Here is a 25,557-nt window from a genome sequence, read left to right as displayed (position 1 = left end):
TTCAGTCCCCCGCACCCGCGTGGGCCCGCAACGCCTCGGCGGCCGTGCGCAGTTGCTCCGCCGCCGTGGTGCAGGCGGCGGCCTGCCGCTCCAGCGTGGGGCGGCTCCACTCCGGGGCCGCCGGGCAGCCGACGAGGGTGTCCGCGGTGGCGCGCAGCCGCCGGGCGTACTCGTCCATCAGCTCGGCGTCCGACCGCAACGCCTCGGCGCGGTCGAGGAGTTCGGCATCGTACGACGTGCGGTCGGGGGACTCGGTCACCATGGCGGGCTCCCGTGGGGGTGGGGGCGTCAGCGTGGCAGGACGGCGCCGGCGCTGCGGTGGAGCATGAACTGGGGGCAGGTGAGGACCAGCCGGGGGCGGGCCGTGGCGATGCCGAGCCGGCGCAGCTGGCCGGCGAGGGGTTCGGCGGCCCCGGTGTCCAGCCGTAGCCGGATGCCGCCGCCGCTGTGCAGCCGCAGTCCGCCGTGGGCCCGGACCAGGGTGCGGATGGTGCTCTCGCCCCGGCGGCCGTAGAGGATCCAGTCGGCCTCGGGGCAGCGCGCGCCGGGCCCGAGGCGGCCGTCGACGGCGAGGCCGAGCTCCGGGGAGCGGACGGCGAGGTCCCGGCCGGTCAGCCTGGCCTCGGCGCTCGCCCGGACCGCGGGCTGCCCCCAGATCTCCCGGGCGACGGCCCGCGCCTCCTCGCTGGTGACGGCGAGGGAGACGACGTACCGGCCGGTGCGGCGCAGGTCGACCCGGCGCAGCAGGTCCAGGGCCACGTCGTAGGGGCGGGGCCGCCACAGGTCGTCCACCAGCACGGAGAGGGCGATCTCGGTGTACGGGCCGATGGTGGTGCAGCGGTGCTCGTACAGCGACAGCACCGCCAGCGCCCGTCGGCCCAGCCGGCTCGGTGTCATCCAGGTGACGCCGGGCAGCAGTCCGCGGGCGGTGTCCGCGTCGACGGCGAAGCACAGGTGGGCGGCGGAGGAGTCGTAGTAGCGCACGGGCACGTCGACCGGGCCGGCCGTGGTGGGCAGCGAGGTGGTGGGCAGGGTGAGGAAGGGGTAGCCCTCGGGCGGGTTGGCGCGGTCCTTGAGCTGGTAGGCCTGGGTGCGCACGACGGGGCCGCGGTAGGGGGCGAGGGCCTCGTCGACGCGTTCGCGGGCCTCGGGGACGACGGTGCGCAGGTGCTCGATGTACTCGTGGAGCATGTGGCACAGCGGGAACTCGTGGGTGGGCCCGGTGTAGTCGACCTCGTACCAGTTCGGGTGCGGGTCGAACGCGGAGCCCGCGCCCCGGCCGTCGAGGACGGGCACGATGTCGTGCTGGTTGGTGATGCTGGCGACCCAGGTGCGCGGGTCGGCGGGCTTCTTGTTGTCCACCGGGGAGCCGACCGCGACGACGTGGGTGACCCGGTAGGTGCGGCAGAACTCCTCGCTCTGGGCGAGGTTCATCACGGCGATCCCGCCCTCGCTGTGCCCGATCAGCGCGAGGTCGGCGCCGCGCGGGATGCCGTAGTCCCGCAGGGCTAGCAGGATCGCGCGGGTGTACGGCGAGTCGGGCATGAACAGGTTGCGCCAGGCGCCGACGAAGTCCTGCGGGGAGTCGGTGCGGGGGCGGCCCGGTGCCATGCCGGGCGCCTGGAGGACGTAGCGGACCACGCCGTCCGGACCGCGCACGTTCTGCAGCAGGATCCGCCCGTTGGTGGAGAGCGTCTCGATGTTGCGCAGGAAGCCGAGGAACGACCCCTTCGTGGCGATGACCTGCCGCTCCTGGTCGGTGAGGCCGACGGCCTCGGCGGCTCCCTCGCCCTGGTCCAGGCCCGCGAGGCGGGCGGCGCTGACGCCGTGCAGCGGGTCGGCGGACAGCTCGCGGCCGGTGGCCAGCGCCCAGCCGGTCTCGTCGTTGTACGGGTCCTCGTCCAGCAGGGCCCGGATCGCGAGGAGTTCGGCCATCAGCGGGGCCAGCCCGGACAGCGCGCGCTGGGCCCCCTGGTCGCGGAACAGGGCCCGCAGGGACCGTACGGCCGCCAGGTCCTTGTCGGCGGTGACGGCCTCGGTCAGCCGGCGCATGCCGGGATCGCGCACGAACTCCGGGTGGTCGACCAGCACGGCGGCGATCCGCAGCCGCAGCGAGGTGACCGCCACCAGCGCGGCCAGGCTCTCCCGGCCCAGCACCTCGCCGGCGGTGCCGAGGACGTGGCCCATGCCCTTCGGCGCGGTGATCGCCGAGCCGCCGAGACCGTGTTTGTTGGTCAGGGCGCGCAGCAGGGCCCACTGGGCGGGCAGGCCGGTGCGCGGGCGGCGGCGCGCGGAGGCGGTCAGGGCCGGGGTGAACAGCGCGGTGCTGGTGCGCGCGGAGACCGCGCGGATGCCCTCGGCGACGTCCACCACCTCCCGCGCGCACCGGCGCAGCAGTTCCCTGTCCTCCCGGCCGTCCGGCGCGGGCCGTCCGGGTGCGGTGCCGTCCGCTCGCATCCGACGCTCCCTCGGCTCGGTGACATGGGGCGGAGCCGGGGCCGCGCCGGCGGGCACGGTCCCGGCTCCCATGGTCGGCCAGCGGCGCCGCGCCCGCACCTTCATCCATCCAGGTAGAGGATGCCCGCGGGGGCCGCGCCGCGCGCCGAGCCTGGTGCGCCGGGGCCGCCTGGTCGGCGCATAATCGCCGCCCATGACCCCCTGCACCACCCCGCCCCGCCGCGCGGGAGACACACCGTGACCGTGACCCCCGAACACCCGGAGGGCCCGCGCGCCCCGCTCCCCGACACCGTCCCGGTCGGTCTGCCGCTGCGCACCGGCTATCTGCTCACCCTCGTGGTGGGCCCGCTGGCCGTGCTGGCGCTGGCACTGCCTGTCGCCCTGGCCGGCGGCTGGGGGCCGCGCTGGTACGACGCGGTCCTCGGCGCCGGGATGTACGCGCTGTCCATCATGGGCATCACCGCCGGCTTCCACCGGCACTTCACCCATCTGTCGTTCAAGGCGAAACGTCCGCTGCGGATCGCCCTCGGGGTCGCGGGCAGCCTCGCCATGGAGGGCCCGGTGACGATGTGGGTCGCCGAGCACCGGCGCCACCACCAGTACGCGGACCGGGCGGGCGACCCGCACTCGCCGTGGAAGTACGGCACCACCCGGCGGGCCCTGCTGAAGGGGCTGTGGCACGCCCAGGTCGGCTGGTTCGCCTCCTCACCGGTCCGCTCCCACTACCCCCGCTACGCCCCCGACCTGCTCGCCGACCCGGACGTGCGCCGCCTGGACCGCTGCTATCCGCTGGCCGTCGCCGTCTCGCTCGCGCTGCCGCCGGCCCTGGTCCTGGCGGTCGCCCAGGACGTACGGTCCGCGCTGGTCACCTTCTTCTGGGCGAGCCTGGTGCGGTACGCCGTCGTGCACCATGTCACCTGGTCGGTCAACTCCGTGGCGCACGCCTTCGGTCCGCGCCACTACCGCACCCGCGACCAGTCCCGGGACGTGCCCTGGGTGGCCCTGCTGACCTTCGGCGAGGGCTGGCACAACCTCCACCACGCCGACCCCAACAGCGCCCGGCACGGCGGGCTGCGCGGCCAGCCGGACCTCACGGCGTGGCTGATCACCCGGTTCGAGCGCTGGGGCTGGGCGTACGACGCGCGCTGGCCGGACCCGCGGCGGATCACCGCCCGGCTGGACGCGGACGCCGCCGGCCACCGGGCGCCGCACCGTCAACTGCCGGGAAAATAACGGGAGAACGAGGACGAGTCGACGGCGAACATGCCGTTGAAGGGCTCGTTCAGCCCGTAGACCAGCAACACGGTGAAGGTGATGAGCGCGGTCAGGCCCATCACCATCACCACATGGGTGACGCTGCGCCGTACGCCGAACATGAACATGAAGGCCACGGTCAGCAGGCCGCCGACGATCAGCCCGAACCACAGCACGGGTGACAGGGTGTCGCCGACATCCGCCTCCCGGCCGCGCCGGGCGTCGTCCAGCACGCTGAGCTGGGCCAGGGTCTCCTGGAGCGTGGCCTGCTGGGCGGGACTGGCGCCGGCGGGGATCTGGCCCGCCGACCTCAGGTCGTTCAGCAGGTCCCAGCCGTGCCGGTCCGGCGGCTGCCCGGCGACCATGACGGGCCACTCCTCGGACACCACGTGGTGCACGTACGCGTCGACGGCTTCCCTGGTCCGTTCGCCCGCCGGCGCGGGCAGCCCGGCGGAGAGCAGCCGGATCTGGTGCGCGGCGCTCGCCTCCGCCTGCACATGGTCCTCCGCGGCGGACCGCGCCTCCCACACGGCCACCATCGACAGACCGAGCACGAGGGCGTACAGCACGCTGACCATCATGGCGATGTACTCGGCGACGTCCTCGCGGGGTTCCTCGTCCGGGGCGGGCGGCCAGAAGCGGTGCCGGAGCAGCACGGCGCCCGCGGCGACCACGGCGATCCCCAGAACGACGGCGAAGGTCTCGATCATCGGCGCGGTCTCCTGTCGTCTCGTCTCGATTCGATGTCCCGGCCGGGGGCGGGGGCGGGGGTGACTGGGGCTGGGGGGTGGCTGAGGGCCGGCGAGTGACTGGGGGATGTCTGGGGGTCGGGGGGCGACTGGGGACTGGGGGTTACTTGCCGATGCGCCGCGAGCCGAGCAGCGCGGCGGCGAGGGCGGCGGGGATCAGCAGCAGGAACAGCACGGCAAGCAGACCGAGTCCGGTCGGCCTGCCCCCGGGCCGCATGAACCGGGACATGATGGAGGGGGCGGAAGGCGAGGGAGAGGGGGTACGGGGGCCTGTGGGGGTGGTGGACCGGCCTCCGGTCGCGTGGCCGCCGGTGCCCTGGCCGCCGGTGCCCTGGCCGCCGACTGCTTCGCCTCCGGTGGCTTGGCCTCCCGTCGCCTGGCCTCCGGGGCCTTGGCCGCCAGTGGCCTGACCGCCCGTCGTCTGACCGCCGGTGGTTTGTCCCCCGGTGGCCTGACCGCCGACTGCTTCGCCTCCGGTCGCCTGGCCTCCGGTGGCTTGGCCGCCCGTGGTCTGACCACCCGTCGTCCGACCGCCGGTGGCTTGTCCCCCGGCGGTTTGGCCTTCGGTTGCCTGACCGCCCGTGGCCTGGCCACCGGTGCTCTGGCCTCCGGTGGTCTGGCCCTGGCCGGTGGTGGTTCCGCCTTGGCCGGCCGTGGCACCGGCCGCCGCTCCCGCGGTTCCTCCGCCGGCGGCTGCTCCGGCACCACCGGCAGCGGTCCCGCCACCCCCGCCTGCCGCCGCCGCTGCTCCTCCGGCCGCCGCCGCTCCCCCGCCGGCCGCCGCACCCGCACCACCGGCAGCCGCGGCCCCTCCTGCCGCCGCACCCGCGGCAGCGCCTGCGGCAGCACCGGCACCGGCGGCTGCGCCAGCTGCCGCACCGGCACCCGCCGCGGCTCCGGCAACCGCCCCAGCACCGGCGGCCGCACCGGCGCCAGCGGCTGCTGCTCCGGCGGCGGCACCCGCACCGGCACCGGCACCCGCAGCCGCGCCCACACCCGCGGCAGCTCCAACCCCCGCACCTGCGCCGCCGGCACCCGCACCCGCAGCAGCACCGGCCCCTGCTCCCCCAGCACCTGCACCCGCCGCCGCGCCCACGCCCGCGCCAGCGCCAGCAGCAGCACCGGCACCGGCACCGGCAGCCACCCCGGCACCGGCACCGGCAGCCACCCCGGCGCCCGCACCCGCTCCCGCAGCCGCACCCGCACCTGCCACCGCGCCGGCTGCCGCTCCAACTCCCGCGCCGGCACCCGCGGCTGCCGCCCCGGCAACGGCCCCGGCAACGGCCCCGGCACCCACACCCGCACCGGCCCCGGCACCCACACCGGCTCCGGCTCCGGCTCCGGCTCCGGCTCCGGCAGCAGCACCCACCCCCGCTCCCGCACCCCCAGCACCAGCGGCGGCACCGGCACCCGCAGCCGCGCCCGCAGCCCCCGCGACCGCGCCGGGGGCGGGCACACCGGGGGCGGGCACACCGGGGGCGGGCACACCGGGGGCGGGCGCGCCGGGGGCGGGCGCGCCCGGTGGCGGCAGCGGCGGGGGCGGCGGGAAGACGGCACCGGGCGGAAGGGGCAGCACCGGAGGCACGACGGGCGGCACCGGCACGGGAGGCGACACCGGCACAGGGGGCGGTGGCAGCGGGGCAGGAGGCGGCGGGGCAGGGACGGGCGGGGCCGGTGGGGGTACGGGGACGAGGGTCGGGGCGGGCGGAACGGGGACCGCAGTCGGCGTCGGGGGTACCGGTGGCGGGGGCGGAGGGGGTGGCGGAGGCGGAGGCGGGTACAGCGTGAACCCGCCGGTCGCCCATGCCTTGAGCTTCGGGGGCCACTCCGGGCAGCCGTCGGGCCGGAGCGTGGTGAGCCGGTCGGTGCCCTTGACGTGCCCTTCGCTGAGGTACTCCCCCGGGGGCCGTTCGACAGTCGCCACACAGCGCGCGGTGATGCCCGGTTCCAGGCTCGGGACGGTGTCGTCGCCCGTCGCGCAGACGATGGCGGGGGGCTGGAGGACCGGGTCGGTGAGCCGCAGGTCGTACACCGTGCGGTTGCCGGTGTTGGTGACGTCGTAGAAGACGGTGGCCCGGCCGAGGAGGAGGGCGCCGTCGGGGACTTCACCGCCGGTCGTCACGGTCTCGGTCAGCGACAGCCGGCCGCCGACGCCCGTGTATCCGGAGCGGGCCGACGCCCGGGACTCGTAGCCGAGGGAGGGGACCTGGCCGACGGCCGTGACGTCCGCGATCCATGTGCCCTCGCGCGCGGTGGACCGCGCGGTGCAGGTCACCGAGTCGAGGCCGCGGAGCATGCGGAGGTGATCGCCGCCGCCGGGGCAGCGGATGACGGCGTCGGGCAGGCCCGGGTCGCTCACCCGGACGTCGTAGAGGTCGGCCCCGGTCCGGTTGATCAGGCGGTACGTCTTCACGAGCGGGTGTCCGACGCGGACGCCGGGCCGGGTCGCCCCCGTGCCGGGCCTGGTGTTGACGGTGACCTCCAGGGCGAGCCCGTGGCTGCCCGCGCCGTCGGCTACGGCGCGGTCCACCGCTCCGGCCGACACGGCCATGAGCAGGGGCAGCACCGCGGGAAGCCGTGTCCCGACGGCCCGTCCGCACCCGACCAGTGATCCGATAACCACATAAATATGACTAACAGAGCAATTCAAGGCGAGTTCGGGCCCACGCCGGTCGCCGGACGCAATCGCACAAGGATCACTCCGGTGGCCGCGCGGCGGAAACCGGCGCACCCCGCACCGCCGCCCGGCGACTGGGCGACCGCCCGGGCCACCGCTCAGCCGCCGGGCATCAGTCCCGCCGCGACCGTGGCGCCCAGTTCCCAGCACGCCTCCGTGTCGGCCTTGCCCGGCTCACCGGTGACGGTCACCGGGTCGGCCGCCCGGCGCCAGCCGAGGCCGGTGGTGACGGTCTCGATGGCGCGCACGGCACCGGTGACGTCGTTGCCGCCGTGGACGTAGTAGCCGAAGGGCCGGCCCCTGGTCGCGTCCAGGCAGGGGTAGTACACCTGGTCGAAGAAATGCTTGAGCGCGCCGGACATGTAGCCGAGGTTGGCGGGCGTGCCGAGCAGGTACCCGTCGGCTTCCAGCACGTCGGAGGCGGTGGCCGCCAGGGCCGCCCGGCGTACGACGCGGACGCCCTCGATCTCCGGTGTGGTGGCACCCGACACGGCGGCTTCGAACAGCGACTGGCAGTTCGGGGACGGGGTGTGATGGACGATCAACAGGGTAGGCACACCCGGCACCCTGCCGTGCGTCCGCCGCGGGCGCAAACGGCGGGCGGCGCCGGGCGGCGCGAGGGACGCTCCGCCGGGGTGGGAGAGGAGTCGCCGTGACCGAGGAGGACGGCCGGACGCCGGCCGCCGTGGTGTTCGACGCGCTGGGCCTGGACTACGAGCGGGCGTTCGCCGATTCCGTGGAGCGCCGGGCGTCCCTGGACTGGCTGCTGGAGCGGCTGGCGCCGGGCAGCAGGGTGCTGGACGTGGGCAGCGGGACGGGGCGGCCGACCGCGCAGGCGCTGGCCGGGGCCGGGCACCGGGTGCTGGGCCTCGATGTCTCGCCGGTCATGGTGGATCTGGCCGCCCGGCAGGTGCCCGGAGCGGAGTTCCGGCTCGCCGACATCCGTGACGCGCCGCTCGCGGAGGCATCCTTCGACGCGGTGTGCGCGTACTTCTCGCTGCTCCAGATGTCCCGCGCCGAGCAGGCGGCCGTCGTGGCGAAGCTGGCGCGGGTGGTACGGCCCGGCGGCCTGGTCGCGCTGGCCACCGTCCCCCTCGACGTGGAGGACGCCGAGGGTGTCTTCATGGGGCAGCCGATCCGGGTGACCAGTTTCGGCGCGGAGGCGTTCACCGGACTGGTGACCGGCGCCGGCCTGACGGTGCTGGCCGAGGAGTGCTCCCGGTACACCCCGGACCTTCCCGGGGCCACGCCCGAACCGCAGTTGTTCCTGCACGCCCGGCGCCCGGACCAGCCGCCAGAGGGCCGGTGAGCCGCCTTCCGCCCGGCGTTGTCAGTGCTCTCGGCTAGAGTTGCGGCTCCGAATCGGACGGGAGACTACAGTGCGGGTCAGGGTGGGGACAGCCGGCGGTCATGCGGCCGTCGTGGCGGCGGTCGCGATGCTGCTCGGCGGCTGCGCGGGGGCGGCGGACGACGACGGGAAGACGTCCGCGAGCGCGTCGGCGCACCCGTCGGCGGGCGCCAAGGGGGCGGCGGCCGGGGACACGGGGAAGAAGGCCGCGGCGGCGGCTCGCGGCGGCACCCTCGGCCCGGCCGGTTCGGCCTGTGAACTGCCCGTCAGCTTCGACGTGGCCAAGGACTGGAAGCCCAAGTCCATCGACGCCGAGAAGGAGCTGGCCCAGATCTCGCAGGGCGAGGACGATGACCTGGCCGCGGAGCTGGCCGCGGCCATGCTCCGGCAGGGGCCGGTCACCGCGGCCTGCGAGATAGACGCCAAGCCGTCCGGCACCATCGGCTTCCTGCGCGTGTGGAAGGGCAAGCCCGGCGACGCCGACGCGGGCGGCGTGCTGCGCGCGTTCGTCGCCGCCGAGAAGGGCGCCGGCAAGGCGGAGTACCACTCCTTCAAGACCGGCGGCGGTGTCCCGGCCGTGGAGGTGGAGTACGTGTCGACCGACAAGGCCCTGGAGGAGACCAAGAAGGAGAGCGCCTTCGCGGTCGGCACGCCCGACGGCCCGGTCGTCCTGCACCTCGGCGGCATGGACACCCAGGAACACGACGAGATGCTGCCCGCGTTCGAGCTCGCCAAGCAGACGCTCAAGCTCTCCTGAGAGCCGGACGCCGACGGCCGCGCTCAGTCCCTGGCCGTGCTCCGGCCCAGGTAGGTGAGGGGCCCGGCGTCCGGTACGGGGACCGGGTGGAAGCCGACCCGGTCGTAGAACGCGCGGGCGGGGGTGTTGGCGGTGACCATGCCCAGGTGGACCGCCTGGACACCCTGTCCGCGCAGGGCGTCCAGGAAGGTGTGCAGCAACCGTCGGCCGTGTCCTCGCCCCTGCCAGCGCGGCAGCAGGTCGATGTGCAGGTGGGCGGGGTAGGCGGCGAGTTCGGGCAGGAGCATCCGCTCCGGGTGGTGCAGCAGCCGGATCATCTCCTCGGTGGGCGTGCGCGGCGGCCCGGCGGGCTCGGGGTAGCGGCCGGCCAGCCGGGGTATCCACACGCGCCGGAAGTCCGCGACGAAGCGCTCGGTGTCCGCGGTGCCGAGGATGTATCCCACGGCCCGGCCCGTGCCGTCGTCCAGTACGAAGGCGAGGTCCGGGTCGAAGTGGCAGTACGGCTCGGCGAAGAGGGACGGCATGAGGACCGGGTCGGGGTAGATCGCCCGGGAGTCGCCGCCGAGGTGCGCGGTGCGGACACAGACGTCGGCGACGGCGTCCCGGTCGGCGGGGCGGTAGGGCCGGATCACGGGGGCCGGGTCGGGGAAGGACATGACCCCATACTGATCTTTTGGGAGCGCTCCCACAAGGGGTGTGGACCGGACCTGAGGGCGCGATCGCCTCAGGTCCGGCAGCGTGCGATTCCGAAGCATCCGGGCTCGGATCGGTGCCGCGGCCGGCCGTACGGACGTCGACACCGTACCGAGTCAGCCGGAAGTCCCGCACGTACGGCCGGAGTTGAGGCAGTCGACCATCTCGCGCATCAGGTCCTCGTCGAAGACGTTGATGAAGTCGCCGTGGTCGGTGACGGGTTTGTGCAGCTGTTCGGGGAAGGAGTCGAGCGCGAACAGCGGGACGGTACGGCCGCCGTCCGCGACGCTCGGCGCCGGGACGTCGTAGACGACGCGCTGCACCAGCCGCGGAACGGGCCGGAAGCCCGGCGGGCAGGAACCGTCCTCGGCGGCGAAGGCCACGTGGGTGCGGTGATCGGCACTGTCGGTGTCGCGGCCGTCCCAGCAGCTCTGGAACCGGAAGGTGCGCACCACATCACTGCCCGGCGGGCACAGCGGGTACTTGTCGGTCAGCTGCCGGTCCTCGTAACCGGTGCAGCTCCAGGAGGCGTTGGCGTTGCCGGGGCCGTTGACGAGGGCCTTGGCGTCGCCGGTGACGATGCGCAGCAGGCGCGGCATGGCGGTGACCTTGCCCCGCGGGTTGCCCGTGAAGGTCAGCGTCACCTCCTTGGGCGTGAGGATCCGCCCGGTGTTGCCCTCCGCGCCGCCGCCCGGGACTCCCGCGTCGCGCTCCTCCCCGTCGCGCACGCGCAACACCGGCCAGTAGTACGACGACTTGTCGCCCCGGTCCGCGCAGCTCGTACCGGCGCCCGCCAGGTCCTCGTCGCTCGCGAAGGCGTCGACGGCCTGGTTGCCGATGTAGTCGTGGACGTGGTGGGCACCGCCCGCGACGCCGGGGGCGACGATGAGGTTGTCGGAGTTGAACAGGCGGTCGGCGTTGACTCCGCAGTCGGAGGTGAAGGTGCCGCGCGAGGCGCCGGCCCCCGGGGGCGGGTCGGGTGCCCTCGGCGGTACGGCGGTGATGTCCGCGTAGTCCGAGGCGAAGGGCCCGTTGCCGACCGGGGGGACGCGGTCGGCGCGGGTCCCGGCCGCCGGGGAGCGGAGGTTCGCGGCGACGAGCCCGGCTCCGGCCAGCAGCAGGACGGCCGCCGCGAGGGCGGCACGGCTGCGGGCGCGGGCCGGGAGTCGCGTACGGGTCGGGCGTCGGCGCCTGTTGCTTACCAAGGTCGTCCTCTGTGCGATCACCGGCCGGGCGGGGAGTACCCCGGCCCCAACCTTCACACGAGGCACCCACGTCGGCCAGGTCGACGCAAGGCCGCCGGCCAACGGAAGACGTGCGCATAAGCCGGTCCTGGACAAGTCATAAGGGCGGCTTATGAGGTCATAGAGCAGACCCCCGTACCAGGTAAGGTCTGCCTTAGTTTAGGCTTCCTGATCAAGTCGCCCATTAAGCGCTCGAAGGGAACCTGATCATGCCGCGCCCCCTGCGGGTAGCCATCGTCGGAGCCGGCCCCGCCGGGATCTACGCCGCCGACGCCCTGCTCAAATCCGAGGTGGCCGCCGACCCCGGTGTGTCCATCGACCTCTTCGAGCGGATGCCCGCCCCGTTCGGCCTGATCCGGTACGGCGTCGCGCCCGACCACCCGCGCATCAAGGGCATCATCACCGCCCTGCACCAGGTGCTCGACAAGCCGCAGATCCGTCTCTTCGGCAACGTCGACTACCCGACGGACCTCGGCCTGGACGACCTCCGCGCCTTCTACGACGCGGTGATCTTCTCCACCGGCGCGATGGCCGACCGCGCGCTGTCCATACCCGGCATCGACCTGGACGGCTCCTACGGCGCCGCCGACTTCGTGTCCTGGTACGACGGCCACCCGGACGTGCCGCGCACCTGGCCGCTCCAGGCGGAGAAGGTCGCCGTGCTCGGTGTCGGCAACGTGGCCCTGGACGTGGCCCGCATCCTGGCCAAGACCGCCGACGAGCTGCTGCCGACCGAGATCCCGCCGAACGTGTACGACGGTCTGAAGGCCAACAAGGCCGTGGAGATCCACGTCTTCGGCCGCCGTGGCCCGGCCCAGGCGAAGTTCAGCCCGATGGAGCTGCGCGAGCTGGACCACTCCCCGAACATCGAGGTCATCGTCGACCCCGAGGACATCGACTACGACGAGGGCTCGATCGAGACCCGGCGCGGCAACAAGCAGGCCGACATGGTCGCCAAAACGCTGGAGAACTGGGCGATCCGGGACATCGGCGACCGCCCGCACAAGCTCTACCTGCACTTCTTCGAGTCCCCGGCGGAGATCCTCGGCGAGGACGGCAAGGTCGTCGGCCTGCGCACCGAGCGCACCGCCCTGGACGGCACCGGCAACGTCAAGGGCACCGGCGTCTTCAAGGACTGGGACGTCACCGCGGTCTACCGAGCGGTCGGCTACCTCTCCGAGAAGCTGCCCAAGCTGCCCTGGGACGAGGACTCCGGGACCGTGCCGGACGAGGGCGGCCGGGTCATCGAGGACGGCGGCACCCACCTGCAGTCCACCTACGTCACCGGCTGGATCCGGCGCGGCCCGGTCGGCCTCATCGGCCACACCAAGGGCGACGCCAACGAGACCGTGGCCAACCTGCTGGACGACTACGCGAACGGCCGGCTGCACACGCCGTCCGCGCCCGAGCCGGAGGCCGTGGACGCCTTCCTCGCCGAGCGGAACGTCCGCTTCACCACCTGGGACGGCTGGTACAAGCTGGACGCCGCCGAGCGCGCCCTGGGCGAGCCGCAGGGCCGCGAGCGGGTGAAGATCGTGGAGCGGGAGGACATGCTGCGGGAGAGCGGGGCGTAAGGTCCCGGCCGCGCCGAGCGGGCTGCGGGGCCGGCACGGGGCGCGTTCGATACCGGACAGCCCGCGCGGCGGCCCCCGGGCGCCCGGTGGGCGGCGGACAGAGGCCGGCCCTGGGTGGCCGGTCGGTCACGGAGGACATCGCGGCTCCGGGCGCCCGGTCGCACCGGACGAGGTCGCCGCCCCGGCTGACCCGTCGGCGGCGGACAATGGGCGCGACCTCGGCTGACCCGGCCCCGCTCGACCGTCCCGGCGGCGTACGAGGCCGCGACCCCGGCTGCCCGGTCGGCGGCGGACAAAGGGCGCGGCCCCGGCTGACCCGGCCCCGCTCGACCGTCTCGGCGGCGTACGAGGCCGCGACCCCGGCTGCCCCGTCGGCGGGGAACAAAGGGCGCGGCCCCGGATGCCCGGTCAGCGCCGGACGACGTCGCGGCCCGCGGTGACGGCCAGGGCCGTGGTCAGCGGGACGAGGGCCGCCGTCCGGCCGAGGCCGCCGCCGCGCACCATGCCGGCGCCGGGCACGGGCAGCCAGGGACACAGGGCCGCGACCCGTACCGCGAGAACAAGCAGGGCGAGCGCGGCCCCGGGAGGCGTGCGGTCCGTGCGCCGGGCGTGCCACAGCAGCCGGCCCGGCGCGCCCACCGCGAAGCAGGTGGCGGGTGCCCACACCGCGTCCGCCGCGGCCGGCAGCAGCACGACGGACGCACCGGTCACCACGCACCCGGCCAGGAACACCAGCCCCGGTGACCCGGCGGACAGGCGGGCCGGCGGGGCGTCCCGGTGGTGGGCGGCGCACAGGGCGAGCGCCGGCAGCCAGGCCGGCAGCGCGGCCGTCGTGCCGTACCAGTGCGGTCCCGGTGCCATGTCCCCCGTCAGCGGGGCGAGCAGCGGCCACGGGGCGGGCCGGGCGGCGGCGGTCGTGCAGCAGCGCGCCGTAGCGGGCCCAGGCGTACGCCGTACCGTACGCGGGCTACGGGCGCGTGCCGGTGCGCCGGGCGTGCCCCCGGGCGACGCGCGGGGTTCGGCCCCCGCGCCCGTGTCGCGCCGCCGAGCGGTGATACTGGGAGGCGCACCCGCCCCCATCAGCAGATTGGCTCATGTCGAACTCCGCCACCGACCACGCCACCGTCCCGCAGACCCTCTGGGCGGTGCGGGGCCGCCACACCGGTCCCGCCCCCGCCCCCGAGGACCTCGTCCGCCGCACCTTGCGCCGGCACAAGGAGAGCGGGGACATCGACGACTTCGCCGAGCCGCCCGCGGCCGGGGATACCGGACGCCGGGTCTTCGAGGCCCGATGGCGGGCCGGCGGCGCGGTGACCGTGCGGGCCCGGCTGACCCTGCTGCCGCCGCAGGGCCGGCCGCAGGGGCAGGAGTGGCGGCTGGTCGCGGAGGCGGAGCGGCCGTGGGACGACGCCTGGCCCTCGCCCGCGACCCTGTTCTGGCCCGACGGCGGCTCCGCCGACGACGGCTCCTGGGACCACCACCCCTCGGTCCCCGGCCTCCGCTTCCGGCACGTCAACCCGCTGCCCGAGGACGACAAGGAGATGCGCCGCCGGCTGCGGGACGCGGCCCGGGAGGCGTGGTGTGTCCATGTCGTCGTGCACGAGGCGATGACGCCGGACGAGCGGGGCCGGCTGCCGCTGACGGCACTGCTCCCGCCCGGTCTGCGGCACCGCGTGATCGAGCACCGGGCCACCCCGCAGCAATTCCGCGGCGTCAACTGGGCGCTGAAGGACCTGGGCGTCGAGGTGCCGCGCGGCGGCGCGGTCCTGCTGCCGCCCGACCCGGCGCCGAAGGACTACGACGGCCGGGAGCACAGCGTGCGCAACGTCTTCCTGGACGGCTCGGAGCCGGCCGAACTCGTCGCGGCGCTACGGCACTTCGTCGCTCTGCCCCGCCCCCTGTCCCCGGACGCCGCCGACGCGCTGACGGACCTGCGCGAGAACTGGACCCTGATGACCCTCCAGGAGCAGCTCGAGCGCGAGCGGCGGCTGGTCGCGATGTACGCCGACGCGCTGGAGGCCATGACGAAGTCCCGGGACCTGTACAAGCAGGCCGCCGAGCAGGCGCTGGAGGCCCTGGCCGCCTACCGGGACGTACCCCCGCCCGCCCTGCCGCAGCAGCGGCCCGACTCCCGGACGCCGGGTACGCTGCACCAGCTGACGCGGACGTTCGAGCGGCTGAAACTACCCGTGTGGGGACGCCGGCCGACGGAACCCGCCGGGGGCGAGGACGCCCCGTCCGGCGCGGCCGACGACACCGGCGCACCGGCCGGCACGGCGGCGCCGGGGGACGGGAAGCCGTCCTGACCCTCCCGGACGGCCAGGACAAGGAGCCCCGATGGACACGACCACCACCCTGCTGCTGATCGCGGCCTGCGTGGCGGCGGTGCTGCTCGCCGCCGCCGTGGCCCTGCTGGTGCGGCTGGTGCGGGCCCGGCGCACGCTGCGGCGGGCGGGCCTGCCGACGGGCCCGCGGTGGGTGTTCTGGGGCGCGGTCGCCTATCTGCTGCTGCCCACCGACCTGCTGCCCGACCCGGTGTACCTGGACGACATCGGCGTCCTGCTCCTCGCCCTGCGCAGCCTGCCGGTGCCGCGCCGGACGCCCGGGAACTGACGACCGCCGCCGGCTGACCTCCGGCGACACCTGAGGGCGATACCGGAGAACGTACGGGCCGCCCGGGTGCGTCCCCCGCCTCTCGTGGCGCATTCTTGCTGTGTCATCCAGCGCGGGCACACGGGACGAGGTGGGGCCGATGGCTGGGAGCGGCGAGCGGGCGGGGTGTACGCGGGACCGGCTGGCCGCGCTGCTGGCCGACGCCTCGGCGGCCGTCCTCGGCACGGCCGGCGGCCGGGCGACGGGCGTGTACCTGCGGTCGTGCGCCCCGGACGTGCTGCGCCTGGCGGTGCTGGCGGGACTGCCCGGCCCGCTGTTCCGGTCCTGGTGGCGGCTGCACGTCGACCGTCCGTTCCCGGTGGCCGACGCCTACCGGCGGGGCGGCCCGGTGGTCCTGCCGAACGCCACGGAGACCATGCGCCGGTACCCGCAGTTCGCCGCCGGTCTGCCCTTCCCGTTCGGGTCGGCGCATGTGCCGGTGCCGGGCGGGACGCGGCCCCTCGGGGTGCTGACGGTGCTGTGCCCGGCGCTGACGGACACCGGGGACGAACTCCTCGACCAGGGGCTGCTGGCACGGCTGGCCGAGGGCCTGGGCGCCGAGCTGCTCGGCCTGGCCGGCGGGGACGAGGGCGCGGTCCGCTGGGACGAGGCGCCGGTCTGCGTACGGCCGCCCCCGGGCCCGGCCGCGCGGCCCGCCGTGGGACGCTTCAGCTGGGACCCGGCGACCTCGCTGGTGCGCGCGGACGACCGGCTGCACGCCCTGCTCGGCCGGGACCCCGGCGCGTTCGCGGGGACGGCCGACGCGCTCGCCGAAGCCCTGGCGCCGGCCGACGCGCACCGGATCCTGGCCGCGCTGCGCGACACCGCGGCCGGGAGACCGCCGGGCGCTCCGCTGAGCCTGCGGGCCGGGGACGGCACACCGCGGCTGCTGGACCTGTGGCCGGCGGACGCCCCGGGCGCCGGGCCGGCCGTCACCGGGGTGGTGTTCCACGCCGGTCCGGCCGCCTTCGCCGAGGCCGCGGCCGACCCGCTGCCGCAGGGCGTGCTCTGCCTGGACCGGCTGGGGCTGATCGTGTACGCCAACCCGGCGGCGGCCCGGCTCGTGGGCCGGTGCCGGGAGCGGCTGCTCGGGCGTGCGCTGTGGGACGCGCTGCCCTGGCTGTCCGGACCGCCGTACGACGACCACCTGCGCGGCGCCCTGCTCGCGCCGGAGTCCGTGTGCTTCCACGCCCGGCGGCCGGCCGGCGACGGGGGCGGACCCGGCGAGGGGGACTGGCTGGCCGTGTCGGTGCATCCGGGGACGGACCTGCTGACCTGCACGCTCGTCCCGGCCAGCCGCATGGACCCGGCGACCGGTCCGCCGGCCCGGGCGCACCCGGACGAGGGGGCGGAGCCGGACGACCGCTCGATGGCACCGCTGTACCGGCCGATCGCGCTGGCCATCGCGCTGACCGACGCGGTGACCGCCCGGCAGGTGTCGGCGGTGGTCGTACGCGAGCTGCTGCCCGCGTTCGGCGGCCGCCGGCTGGCCATCTATCTGCTCCAGGAGCGGCGGCTCCACCTGGCCTGGGAAACCGGGTTCCCGCAGGGGTTCCTCGACCCGTTCGAGGGCGTCGGCCTCGACACTCGGATACCGGGGGTGGAAACCCTGACCACCGGCCGGCCGCTGTTCTTCGAGTCCATGGCGCAGCTCGGGGCGGCCTATCCGGGGCTCGCCCTCGACGCGGAGGTGGGGGCGCGCGCCTTCCTGCCGCTGATCGCCTCCGGGCGGCCGGTGGGTTCCTGCATCCTGGGCTTCGACCGGCCGCGCGGGTTCAGCGCGCAGGAGCGTACGGTGCTCACCGCGCTCGCCGGGCTGATCGCGCACGCGATGGAGCGGGCCCGCCGTTACGACAGCGAGGCGGCCCTCGCCCGCGGGCTCCAGGAGGCGCTGCTGCCGCGCCGGCTGTCGGCGCACCCCGGGGTGGAGACCGCGGGCCGCTATCTGCCGGGGACGCAGGGCATGGACGTGGGCGGGGACTGGTACGACGTGGTGGAGTCCGGGGACGGGCTGGCGCTGGTCATCGGCGATGTGCAGGGGCACGGGGTGCAGGCGGCGGCCACCATGGGCCAGTTGCGCAGCGCCGTGCGGGCGTTCGCGCTGGGCGACCGGCCGCCGGACGAGGTGCTCAGCGGCACCAATCGCCTGCTGATCGACCTGGACCCGGGCCAGTTCGCCAGCTGCTGCTGTCTGCGGCTGGACCCCGCCACCGGCCGGGCCCGGATCGCCCGGGCGGGTCATCTGCCGCCGCTGCTGCGCTGTCCGGACGGCCGGACCCGGGTGCTGGACGTTCCGGGCGATGTCGTCCTCGGGGTGGATCCGCACGCCCGGTACCCGGTGACGGAGCTGGTGCTGGTGCCGGACGCGATCCTGGCCCTGTACACCGACGGTCTGGTGGAGCGGCCCGGCGCCGACATCGACGAGGGCATCGCGGAGCTGCGGCTGGCGCTGGCCAAGGCCGGTGCCGCCGTGGGCCGGCGGGGCGGGACGGGCGCGCGGTCCCTCGCCGCGGTCGCCGACCGGCTCACCGACGCCGCCCGGCTCTCCGCCGACCGCCCGGACGACGTGGCCCTCCTGCTGGCCGCCCGCCACCCGGCGCCCCCGGCCCGCCACGGCCACCGCCCGGCACCCGTCTACGGGCCGTGAGCCGACCCGCCATGGCCCCAGGCCCTCCGCTACGTCCCCTCAGCCGGCCGAGCACCACCCTGACCCCGCGCCCCATCCACCGCACCGTCACCCTGACCCCGGCCCCGGATCCGGACCGCTTCCGGGGCATCCCGTACGGTCCGTGGCCGCTCCCGGCGCCGGTCGGGTGCCCTCCGGTCGGCCGTCGGCGCCCCGGGTGACGCTCTCGCCTCACGGCGCCGGGCAGTGTAGACATGGGCACATGGTGCGACTGCCCGGCCGGTCCGCTCCCCGGCCGTCCCGAGCGTTCGGGCACCCGCGCGCACCGCACAGCCCGCCGCGCCAGGCACGCGGACCGGGCGGCAGCCGGTCCGGGGTGCTCCGGTCGGCGGTGACCGGACGCAGCGTGGCCGGCCAGGTGTTCCTCCTCCAAGTGGTGATCGTGCTGCTGCTGGTCGTCTCCGCGGTGGTGGCCCAGGTGCTCCAGGTACGGCACGACACCGACGTGGAGGCCGCCAACCGCTCCCTGGCCGTGGCCCAGACCTTCGCCAACGCGCCGGGCACGGCCGAGGCGCTGCGCTCCCCCGATCCCACGGCCGTGCTCCAGCCGCGCGCGGAGGCCGCCCGCACGGCGACCGGCGTGGACTTCGTCGTGGTGATGAACACCCAGGGCGTCCGCTACACCCACCCCAAGACCGACCGCATCGGCAAGAAGTTCGTCGGCACGATCGCCCCCGCCCTGGCCGGCCGCACGGTCACCGAGCACATCACCGGCACGATCGGCCCGCTGGTGCAGGTCGTGGTGCCGGTGCGGGACCCGGCGGGCAAGGTGGTGGGGCTGGTGTCCGCCGGGATCACCACGGCGCACGTGGGCGGCACCGCCGACCAGCAGCTGCCGCTGCTGCTCGCGGCGGCCGCCGCCGCGCTGGCACTGGCCACCGCGGGCACGGCCCTGGTCAGCAGGCGGCTGCTGCGCCAGACGCACGGCCTGGGACCGTACGAGATGACCCGGATGTACGAGCACCACGACGCGGTGCTGCACGCGGTCCGCGAGGGGGTCCTGATCGTCGGCGGCGACGGCCGGCTGCTGCTCGCCAACGACGAGGCCCACCGGCTGCTGGGCCTGCCCGCGGACGCCGAGCGGCGGCATGTGCTCCAGCTGGGCCTGGACGACGAGACGGCGGGCCTGCTGGCCTCGGGGCGGATCGCCACGGACGAGGTGCACCTGGTCAAGGACCGCCTGCTGGCGATCAACCAGCGGCCCACCGATCTGCGCGGCTGCCCGGCCGGCAGCGTCACCACGCTGCGCGACTCCACCGAGTTGCGTGCCCTGTCGGGCCGGGCGGAGGTGGCCCGGGAGCGGCTGAACATGCTCTACGACGCCGGGGTGGGCATCGGTACCAGCCTGGACGTGGCCCGGACCGCCGAGGAGCTGGCCTCCCTGGCGGTGCCCCGGTTCGCGGACTTCGCCACCGTGGACCTGTTCGACGCGGTGCTCAGCGGGGAGGAGCCCCGCCCTGGCACGGCGTTGCGCCGCACGGCCTGCGCGGGGGTACGCGAGGACTCCCCGCTGTATCCGGCCGGTGCGCGGATCCGGTTCGTGCCCACCTCGCCGCAGGCCCGGGCGCTGACCACCGGGCAGTCGGTGGTGGTGGAGCGGCTGCGCGAGGCGCCCGGCTGGCGGGCGCAGGATCTGGAGCGCACCGACCAGGTGCTGGACTACGGCATCCACTCGCTGATCACCGTGCCGCTGCGGGCGGGCAGCCTGGTGCTGGGCCTGGTGAACTTCTGGCGGGCGGAGAAGCCGCAGCCGTTCGACGCCGAGGAGGTGTCCCTGGCGGAGGAGCTGGTGGCGCGGGCGGCGGTGTCCATCGACAACGCCCGCCGGTACACCCGCGAGCACGGCATGGCCGTCACCCTCCAGCGCAGTCTGCTGCCGCGCTCCCTGCCGGAGCAGGGCGCCCTGGAGATCGCCTACCGCTATCTGCCGGCCCAGGCGGGTGTGGGCGGCGACTGGTTCGACGTGCTGCCGCTGTCGGGGGCCCGGGTGGCGCTCGTGGTCGGGGACGTGGTGGGGCACGGGCTGCACGCGGCGGCGACGATGGGGCGGCTGCGGACGGCCGTGCACAACTTCTCCGCGCTCGACCTGCCGCCGGACGAGCTGCTCGGTCTGCTGGACGAGCTGGTGGGGCGGCTCGACCAGGACGAGACCGGTGCGGCGGGCGGGGCCGTGGTGACGGGCGCGACCTGTCTGTACGCGATCTACGATCCGGTGTCCCGGCGGTGCACCGTGGCCCGGGCCGGTCATCCGCCGCCCGCGCTGGTGCTGCCGGACGGGGCGGTGGAGTTCCCGGACGTGCCGGCGGGTCCCCCGCTGGGGCTGGGCGGGCTGCCGTTCGAGACGGCGGAGCTGGAGCTGGCGGAGGGCAGCCGGCTGGTGCTGTACACCGACGGTCTGGTCGAGGACCGGGAACGGGACATCGACGAGGGGCTGGCCCTGCTGGGTGACGCCCTGCGGCGGACGCCGGGCGCCTCGCCGGAGGAGACGTGCCGGGCGGTGCTGGACCGGCTGCCGGCCCGGCCGAGCGACGACGTGGCGCTGATCGTGGCCCGCACCCGGGTGCTGGGCGGTGACCGGGTGGCGCAGTGGCAGGTGCCGTCCGATCCGGCGGCGGTGTCCGAGGTGCGGTCCTCGGTGACCCGGCGGCTGGCCGACTGGGGTCTGGAGGAACTGGCGTTCACCACGGAGCTGATCCTGAGCGAGCTGGTCACCAACGCCATCCGCTACGGGCGTGGCCCGATCGGGGTACGGCTGCTGCGGGACCGGGCGCTGATCTGCGAGGTCTCCGACCGCAGCACGACCTCACCGCACCTGCGGTACGCGGCGAGCACCGACGAGGGCGGCCGGGGCCTGTTCCTGGTGGCCCAGCTCGCCGAACGCTGGGGCACCCGCTACACCCCCCACGGCAAGGTCATCTGGGCGGAACAGCCGCTGCCGTGAGCACGGTCGCGGCGGTCGGACGGCCCCGCGCGGGCGCGGGGCCGTCCCAGGTGCGCGTGCGCTCCGGCGGGAGCGGCGGTCAGCCGCCGTTGAGGCGGGAGCGGAGCAGCTGCTTGCCCAGTTCCGCGCCCTTGCGGCTGTCGGACTGGGCCTTGCGGAACAGTTCCGCGACTTCCTTGTCCCCGTCCCGCTCGGCGTCCTGGATGTACTGCTCCAGCCGCAGGGCGTTGCTCAGGCACGCCTCGACGTACCAGATGAGGTTGTAGTCCTTGTCGCGGGTGCCGGTGACGTCGCCGGTCTCGCTGGTGCTGGTCATCCGGGGTCTCCTCCTTCTGTCGAGACTCGGGTCGATTCCGCTGTGGGAGACCCCGGGTACCCGTGCGACCTGCGGACACACCGGCCGATCGGGCGGGTGCCGCTACTCGTCGATCACCGCGCCGAAGCGGGCCGCGTGGGCGGGGGCGCCGAGGCCGGCCGCGCCGTAGGACCAGGAGCCCTCGGCGAGCGGCCCGGTGCCGCTCGCGGGGAGCAGCCACACCGCGCCGTCACCGGCGTTCTCGCCGGGCGCGGCGGCGAGCAGTTCGGCGCGGCCGTCGCCGTCGGTGTCCGCGAGGCGGACCTGGGCGCCCCAGGCGTCGTCGGCCTCGGCCGTGCCGGGGACGCGGGCGGTGTTCTGGTCGAAGGAGCGGGCGTGGTCGCCGGTCAGGCCGGTGCGGGAGCCGCGCAGCAGCCAGACGGCGCCCGCGTCGGCGGTGTCGCCCACGTCCTCGCCGGGAGCGCCGACCGCCACGTCCGCGTAGCCGTCGCCGTCCGCGTCGGCGACGGACAGGTCGGCGCCCCACGCGTCGCCCGGTTCGGCGGTGCCGGGGACACCCGGGGAGTTCTGCGACCACCACTGCGGGGCGGTGCCGGGGCCCTGGGTGCCGGCCGGGCCGTCCGCGCCGCCGTGGTAGACGCCGATCAGACCGCCGGGCGCGTCGGTGTCGCCGGTGGCCTCGTCGGCGGCGCTCGCCTGGCCGAGGACGAGGTCGTCGTAGCCGTCGTGGTCGATGTCGCCGGAGGCGGAGCCGAGGCCGCCGTGCAGGTCCCGTCGGTAGTCGAGGCCCTCGGGGCCGCCCGCGTAGTACGCCGACCAGCCCTTGGTGTGGTCGTCGTCGGGGCTGTAGCCGGAGACGACCAGGTCGGCGAAGCCGTCGCGGTCGTAGTCGCCGGTGGTGACGTGGCCGGGCTGGAGGCGGTGGCCCGTGGAGTGCGGGGCGGCGACCCGGCGCAGGACGCCCGCGTGCCAGGTGAACGCGGTGAGGCCGACGTTCTGGTCGACCGCCACGAGCTGGTCGGAGTCGGTGTCGCCGGTGAACCGGGCGGCGGCCACCGCCAGGCCGAAGCGGGCGCCGGCGGCGGGCCGGGCGGCCGTGACCGAGGCGTTCGGTCCGGTGCCGAGGCCCTGCTTCGAGCCGTACAGGACGGTGACCCGGCCGGCGTCGGCGACGGTGCCCTCGTCCTCGCCGGGCGCGCCGATCACCGCGTCGTCGTAGCCGTCGCCGTCGAGGTCGCCGGTGGCGACGGACCGGCCGAAGTCGTCCCATGCCTCGGAGGTGCCGGGCACGCCCGGGGTGGACTGGCTGACGACCTGGACCCGCCCCTTGGGGACGGTGGTGCCGGTGCCGATGCCGTTCGGGGCGCCGTACTGCACGGTGATGTACCCGGCGCCCTCCTTGCCGTCGACGGTGCCCTCGGGGACGCCGATGAGCAGGTCGGTGTAGCCGTCGCCGTCGAAGTCGCTGTTGCGGTCGGCGGCCGTGGTGCCGCCGGGGACGCCCGCGAACGCGGCCGGGGCGGCGAGCACGCCCGCCGAGGCCAGCAGCAGGAAGGAGGCCGCGGTTACGGCGGCGGAGCCCGTGATGTGACGGGTGCGGTCGGTCATGTCCCTTACCCCCGAAGGTATGTGATGGTCCGTCAGCCGGCTGGTCGGTGCCGGTGCGTGGTTGGACCCGGCGGGGGCGGGGGTGGTTGTGGGGCGCGGACCGGCTGTGACACGGCGGTGACAGCCGTTGCCGGGCCGGGACACGCCGGGCGGTTCAGCCGAGGGCGCGGTCCAGGTTGAACGCGGCGCTGATCAGGGACAGGTGGGTGAACGCCTGTGGGAAGTTGCCCTGTTGCTCGCCGGTGCGGCCGATCTCCTCGGCGTACAGGCCGAGGTGGTTGGCGTAGGTGAGCATCTTCTCGAAGGCCAGCCGCGCCTCGTCGACCCGGCCCGCTCGTACCAGCGCCTCGACGTACCAGAACGAGCAGATGGAGAAGGTGCCTTCGTCGCCGCGGAGGCCGTCGGGGCTGACCTTCGGGTCGTAGCGGTAGACGAGGGAGTCGGAGACGAGGTCCTCGGTGAGGGCGTCCAGGGTGGACAGCCACTTGGGGTCGGTGGGGGCGATGAACTTGGCGAGGGGCATCATCAGCACCGAGGCGTCGAGGACGTCGGCGCCCTCGTACTGGACGAACGCGCCGCGCCGGTCCGACCAGCCGCGGTCCATGATCCGCCGGTAGATGGCGTCCCGGGCCTGGCGCCAGCGGCGGTGGTCGGCGGGCAGTCCGCGGTGGTTGGCCAGCCGGATGGCCCGCTCGATGGCGACCCAGCACATCAGCCGGGAGTACAGGAAGTTCTTGCGTCCGCCGCGGGTCTCCCAGACGCCCTCGTCGGGCTGGTCCCAGTTGTCGCACAGCCAGTCGACCAGGTGGCACAGGTCGTCCCACTGTCCGCTGGAGATGGGCTGCGCCCACTTGTCGTAGAGGTAGACCGAGTCGATCAGCGCGCCGTAGATGTCCAGCTGCAGCTGGCCGGCGGCGGCGTTGCCGACCCGGACCGGCGCGGAGCCGAGGTGGCCCTCCAGATGGGGCAGCTCGCGTTCGGGCAGGTCGGCGCGGCCGTCGATGCCGTACATGATCTGCAGCGGGCCCGAGGCGGCGCCGTCGCCGGGGCTGATGTGCGTGGTCAGGAACTTCATGAAGGCCTCGGCCTCGCCGCTGAAGCCGAGCCTGAGCAGCGCGTAGACGGCGAAGGCGGCGTCGCGGACCCACACATAGCGGTAGTCCCAGTTGCGCTCGCCGCCGAGCTGCTCGGGCAGGCTGGTGGTGGGCGCGGCGACGATGGCCCCGGTGGGGGCGTAGGTGAGCAGCTTCAGGGTGAGGGCCGAGCGGTGCACCATCTCCCGCCAGCGGCCCCGGTAGCGGGACTGGTGCAGCCACCGGCGCCAGTAGGCGACGGTGGCGTTGAACTCGTGCTCCGCCTCGGCGTGGGCGCAGCCGCGGGGCGGCACCCGCGCGCCGAGCTGGTCGAGGGCGAACACCGCCGTCTCGCCCTCGGTCAGCTTGAACTCGGCCCGCGCGTCGCGGCCGTCGTTCTCCACGGTGACGGTCGAGGTGAGCGCCAGGGACAGGGCCGGGGACTCGAAGAAGACCATGCCGTCCGCGGTGCGCAGGGAGTGCGGGGCGGCTCCGTAGTCGAAGCGCGGCGCGATCAGGGCCCGGAAGGGCACGGTGCCGCGCACGCACACCACGCGCCGGATCAGCCGGTGCCGGCTCACCTCGCGCGACCCGTCGCAGCCGACGGGCATGAAGTCCTGCACCTCGCCGACGCCCTCGTCGGTGAAGAACCGGGTGATCAGCACGTTGGTGTCGGGGAAGTAGAACTGTTTGGTGCGCGCGGGGACGGCGGCGGCCAGCTCGTAGCGTCCGCCGCGCTCGGCGTCGAGGATCGCCGCGAAGACGCTGGGGCAGTCGAAGGAGGGGCAGCAGTACCAGTCGATCGTGCCGTCGGTGCCGACCAGGGCCACGCTGCGCAGGTCGCCGATGAGGCCGTGGTCGGCGATGGGCAGGTAGCGGGGGCGGGGGCTGGGGGCGTCCTCGGCGAACGGCGTCGCGGCCATCGGTGGCCTCCCGGTGCGGTGCGGGGCGTGTTCTCCGCTCGCGGATGCCGGCCTGCTGGGGGCGCTCTCTCCGTTCGCGGGTGTCTCCCGTACGCGAGGCGTTTCCCGCGTACGGGATGTTTTCCAGCTTAGGAGGGAGTGGTTCGCCGTGGCGCGGGAACGCGCTCCGCACCCGCCCCGGCGCCTTCCGGATGCAGGGTGCGCCGGGGCGGGCAATGGTGAGAGTGTGCCCCGTTCGGAGGCACCGGCACGGATGCGGTCATCCGGACCGAGGAGGAGGCATCATGTCGGCATCCACACCCGAAGAGTCCCGCGCGTCGGACGACGTCCGCACCCCGGACGCCCTGCTCCACTCCGCGCCCGCCGGGAACGTCAGCCCCGAGGACCTGGTGATGGCGGCGGGCCGGGACGTCACGCCCAAGAACCTCGCCTGGGCGCGTCGCAAGCTGGAGTCGGAGGGCTCGGCGGCCATCGAGAAGCTGCTGCCCTAGGGCGGTCCGGGGACCCGGCGCGAGAGGACGGGAGGAACAGGCCGGCGGGCCGGGCGCGCGTGGCGCCCGGCCCGCGCTCGCTGTCCGGCGCGCCGCCGTCGCGCCACCCGCCCG

Annotated in this window: 18 protein-coding genes and 1 pseudogene; 9 read left to right on the top strand and 10 right to left on the bottom strand. The window is 75.2% G+C overall.

Going from position 1 to position 25,557, the window contains the following annotated elements; all coding sequences use genetic code 11:
• Window position 1 precedes the first annotated feature (1 nt).
• Window positions 2–262 carry a hypothetical protein gene (locus tag IE251_RS16745; protein WP_189753767.1) on the bottom strand — a complete coding sequence of 87 codons (261 nt, stop codon included), beginning with the start codon at window positions 260–262 and terminating at the stop codon, window positions 2–4.
• Between the two features lie 26 nt (window positions 263–288).
• A complete protein-coding gene (locus IE251_RS16740) occupies window positions 289–2,457 on the bottom strand; it encodes an acetoacetate decarboxylase family protein (protein WP_189753766.1) in 2,169 nt (722 codons plus the stop codon).
• Window positions 2,458–2,694: 237 nt separating this feature from the next.
• Between IE251_RS16740 and IE251_RS16735 the strand changes: the two genes are divergently transcribed.
• Window positions 2,695–3,690 (top strand): acyl-CoA desaturase, encoded by a 996-nt coding sequence (locus IE251_RS16735; protein WP_200692206.1) that lies wholly within the window; start codon window positions 2,695–2,697, stop codon window positions 3,688–3,690.
• Here the strand turns inward: IE251_RS16735 and IE251_RS16730 are convergent.
• Window positions 3,672–4,421 carry a bestrophin-like domain gene (locus tag IE251_RS16730; protein ID WP_189753764.1) on the bottom strand — a complete coding sequence of 250 codons (750 nt, stop codon included), beginning with the start codon at window positions 4,419–4,421 and terminating at the stop codon, window positions 3,672–3,674. The two genes, IE251_RS16735 and IE251_RS16730, sit on opposite strands and share 19 nt — an antisense overlap.
• Window positions 4,422–7,235: 2,814 nt before the next feature.
• Window positions 7,236–7,694 (bottom strand): flavodoxin family protein, encoded by a 459-nt coding sequence (locus IE251_RS16725; protein WP_189753763.1) that lies wholly within the window; start codon window positions 7,692–7,694, stop codon window positions 7,236–7,238.
• Window positions 7,695–7,789: 95 nt separating this feature from the next.
• Between IE251_RS16725 and IE251_RS16720 the strand changes: the two genes are divergently transcribed.
• On the top strand, window positions 7,790–8,446 hold the full coding sequence (locus IE251_RS16720) for a class I SAM-dependent methyltransferase (RefSeq protein ID WP_189753762.1): 657 nt from the start codon (window positions 7,790–7,792) through the stop codon (window positions 8,444–8,446).
• A gap of 70 nt (window positions 8,447–8,516) precedes the next feature.
• On the top strand, window positions 8,517–9,242 hold the full coding sequence (locus tag IE251_RS16715; RefSeq protein WP_189753761.1) for a lipoprotein: 726 nt from the start codon (window positions 8,517–8,519) through the stop codon (window positions 9,240–9,242).
• 23 nt (window positions 9,243–9,265) lie between these two features.
• Here the strand turns inward: IE251_RS16715 and IE251_RS16710 are convergent, their stop codons facing one another.
• Together IE251_RS16710 and IE251_RS16705 are read right to left on the bottom strand one after the other, a co-directional pair.
• Window positions 9,266–9,898: a GNAT family N-acetyltransferase gene (locus IE251_RS16710; RefSeq protein ID WP_189753760.1), complete on the bottom strand. Its 633-nt coding sequence runs from the start codon at window positions 9,896–9,898 to the stop codon at window positions 9,266–9,268.
• A 165-nt stretch (window positions 9,899–10,063) separates the two neighbouring features.
• Window positions 10,064–10,972, bottom strand: a pseudogene (locus tag IE251_RS16705) (DUF1996 domain-containing protein); the annotation flags it as partial.
• A gap of 416 nt (window positions 10,973–11,388) precedes the next feature.
• On the opposite strand from IE251_RS16705, the gene IE251_RS16700 reads away from it, so the two are divergent.
• On the top strand, window positions 11,389–12,753 hold the full coding sequence (locus tag IE251_RS16700; RefSeq protein ID WP_189753759.1) for an FAD-dependent oxidoreductase: 1,365 nt from the start codon (window positions 11,389–11,391) through the stop codon (window positions 12,751–12,753).
• Window positions 12,754–13,161: 408 nt separating this feature from the next.
• On the opposite strand, the gene IE251_RS16695 is transcribed toward IE251_RS16700, so the two are convergent.
• A complete protein-coding gene (locus IE251_RS16695) occupies window positions 13,162–13,614 on the bottom strand; it encodes a hypothetical protein (RefSeq protein ID WP_189753758.1) in 453 nt (150 codons plus the stop codon).
• A gap of 233 nt (window positions 13,615–13,847) precedes the next feature.
• On the opposite strand from IE251_RS16695, the gene IE251_RS16690 reads away from it, so the two are divergent.
• From IE251_RS16690 to IE251_RS16675, 4 genes are all read left to right on the top strand, one after another.
• On the top strand, window positions 13,848–15,059 hold the full coding sequence (locus IE251_RS16690) for a hypothetical protein (RefSeq protein WP_189753757.1): 1,212 nt from the start codon (window positions 13,848–13,850) through the stop codon (window positions 15,057–15,059).
• Between the two features lie 31 nt (window positions 15,060–15,090).
• The gene (locus IE251_RS16685) at window positions 15,091–15,366 is read left to right on the top strand and encodes a DUF1232 domain-containing protein (RefSeq protein ID WP_030779793.1); all 276 of its coding nucleotides are present in this window, start codon (window positions 15,091–15,093) and stop codon (window positions 15,364–15,366) included.
• A gap of 139 nt (window positions 15,367–15,505) precedes the next feature.
• The gene (locus IE251_RS16680) at window positions 15,506–18,052 is read left to right on the top strand and encodes a SpoIIE family protein phosphatase (protein WP_189753756.1); all 2,547 of its coding nucleotides are present in this window, start codon (window positions 15,506–15,508) and stop codon (window positions 18,050–18,052) included.
• A 241-nt stretch (window positions 18,053–18,293) separates the two neighbouring features.
• Entirely contained in the window at window positions 18,294–21,032 is a 2,739-nt protein-coding gene (locus IE251_RS16675; protein ID WP_229896801.1) for a SpoIIE family protein phosphatase, read from the top strand.
• Between the two features lie 79 nt (window positions 21,033–21,111).
• Here IE251_RS16675 and IE251_RS16670 read toward each other — a convergent pair whose 3' ends face one another.
• The 3 genes from IE251_RS16670 to IE251_RS16660 form a co-directional block, all read right to left on the bottom strand.
• Window positions 21,112–21,348, bottom strand: a complete 237-nt coding sequence (locus IE251_RS16670) for a hypothetical protein (protein WP_189753755.1) — start codon at window positions 21,346–21,348, stop codon at window positions 21,112–21,114.
• A gap of 102 nt (window positions 21,349–21,450) precedes the next feature.
• Entirely contained in the window at window positions 21,451–22,956 is a 1,506-nt protein-coding gene (locus IE251_RS16665) for an FG-GAP repeat protein (protein WP_189753754.1), read from the bottom strand.
• 154 nt (window positions 22,957–23,110) lie between these two features.
• On the bottom strand, window positions 23,111–24,952 hold the full coding sequence (locus IE251_RS16660; protein ID WP_189753753.1) for a glycoside hydrolase family 15 protein: 1,842 nt from the start codon (window positions 24,950–24,952) through the stop codon (window positions 23,111–23,113).
• 284 nt (window positions 24,953–25,236) lie between these two features.
• Between IE251_RS16660 and IE251_RS16655 the strand changes: the two genes are divergently transcribed.
• Complete coding sequence (locus IE251_RS16655) at window positions 25,237–25,443, top strand: hypothetical protein (protein ID WP_189753752.1); 207 nt, start codon at window positions 25,237–25,239, stop codon at window positions 25,441–25,443.
• Window positions 25,444–25,557: the final 114 nt, after the last annotated feature.

Origin of the sequence: Streptomyces eurythermus (assembly GCF_014649115.1) — a bacterium.
Lineage (GTDB): Bacteria > Actinomycetota > Actinomycetes > Streptomycetales > Streptomycetaceae > Streptomyces > Streptomyces eurythermus.
Note: the sequence above shows the minus strand (reverse complement) of the source record. Positions and strands in the feature narration are given on the sequence as shown.

Coding starts and splice junctions, on each gene's coding strand:
- IE251_RS16675 (WP_229896801.1), top strand. CDS start 18,294: ATGGTGCGACTGCCCGGCCGGTCCGCTCCCCGGCCGTCCCGAGCGTTC.
- IE251_RS16660 (WP_189753753.1), bottom strand. CDS start 24,952: ATGGCCGCGACGCCGTTCGCCGAGGACGCCCCCAGCCCCCGCCCCCGC.
- IE251_RS16665 (WP_189753754.1), bottom strand. CDS start 22,956: ATGACCGACCGCACCCGTCACATCACGGGCTCCGCCGCCGTAACCGCG.
- IE251_RS16680 (WP_189753756.1), top strand. CDS start 15,506: ATGGCTGGGAGCGGCGAGCGGGCGGGGTGTACGCGGGACCGGCTGGCC.
- IE251_RS16700 (WP_189753759.1), top strand. CDS start 11,389: ATGCCGCGCCCCCTGCGGGTAGCCATCGTCGGAGCCGGCCCCGCCGGG.
- IE251_RS16745 (WP_189753767.1), bottom strand. CDS start 262: ATGGTGACCGAGTCCCCCGACCGCACGTCGTACGATGCCGAACTCCTC.
- IE251_RS16655 (WP_189753752.1), top strand. CDS start 25,237: ATGTCGGCATCCACACCCGAAGAGTCCCGCGCGTCGGACGACGTCCGC.
- IE251_RS16670 (WP_189753755.1), bottom strand. CDS start 21,348: ATGACCAGCACCAGCGAGACCGGCGACGTCACCGGCACCCGCGACAAG.
- IE251_RS16730 (WP_189753764.1), bottom strand. CDS start 4,421: ATGATCGAGACCTTCGCCGTCGTTCTGGGGATCGCCGTGGTCGCCGCG.
- IE251_RS16690 (WP_189753757.1), top strand. CDS start 13,848: ATGTCGAACTCCGCCACCGACCACGCCACCGTCCCGCAGACCCTCTGG.
- IE251_RS16740 (WP_189753766.1), bottom strand. CDS start 2,457: ATGCGAGCGGACGGCACCGCACCCGGACGGCCCGCGCCGGACGGCCGG.
- IE251_RS16685 (WP_030779793.1), top strand. CDS start 15,091: ATGGACACGACCACCACCCTGCTGCTGATCGCGGCCTGCGTGGCGGCG.
- IE251_RS16710 (WP_189753760.1), bottom strand. CDS start 9,898: ATGTCCTTCCCCGACCCGGCCCCCGTGATCCGGCCCTACCGCCCCGCC.
- IE251_RS16695 (WP_189753758.1), bottom strand. CDS start 13,614: ATGGCACCGGGACCGCACTGGTACGGCACGACGGCCGCGCTGCCGGCC.